The organism is bacterium, from assembly GCA_029210545.1.
Taxonomy (GTDB): domain Bacteria; phylum BMS3Abin14; class BMS3Abin14; order BMS3Abin14; family BMS3Abin14; genus JARGFV01.
Window position 1 is genome coordinate 1 of sequence record JARGFV010000218.1, and the last position, 680, is coordinate 680.

At 57.1% G+C, this 680-nt stretch carries 1 protein-coding gene; it reads right to left on the reverse strand.

Annotation, left to right across the window (positions count from 1 at the left end):
* Positions 1-622, reverse strand: a 622-nt coding sequence (locus P1S46_12385) for an RHS domain-containing protein (GenBank protein MDF1537260.1), incomplete at its 3' end; no start/stop codon positions are given.
* Between the last annotated feature and the right edge of the window lie 58 nt (positions 623-680).

Genomic DNA, 680 nt, shown 5'->3' on the forward strand with positions numbered 1-680 from the left:
CATAATCCCTGAAGTAATTGTAGTACAGTCCGGTCTCAGCATCCTCAAATTGCCCCGGGAACCTGAACGGCTGGTCCACTTCCACCCCATCTCCATCCGGATCTTTATCCTCACTGAAAACCTCCCCAAAGGGCAGATACTCTCCCCTCCAGACTACCACACCATCGGTGTTGGTGAGGAAGAGTGGTGTGCCGAGGTGGTCAGAGTGATAATAGTACAGGTGCTCGCCGTTGGAGTCGGCGAGGGCGGAGTTGGCTGCCTGGGCGAGGAGACCGGGGAGCATGTAAAGGCTGGCGACTTGAACTTCTTCACCCCCACCTCGATCCTCCCCCCTCAAGGGGGAGGAAGAGTTAGGGATGAGTCTCCTTGCGGAGCCTCCTGCTTCCATTGATAGCGGGTTGTTTATGTCCGCAGTGACCAGAAGTGGATCTGACCATGTTTGCGTCCCGGAATAATCCGCGCGGAACTTGTAACCGTTGTAGTTCGTGGAGTTGCCGCCGTCGGCCGGGAGGAGGAAGGAGACTTCTCCGTTAGCATCAGTAGCGGCATACAGGCCCATGTAGCTGCCGCCTGAAGTGAAGACATACACGTTGGCCTGGGCCGGGACGCCGGAATCGGTCACGGTGACGGTCACCTCCCCTTTGATCCCTACGCTTCATCTTCAGTGCGCCGTATCATCA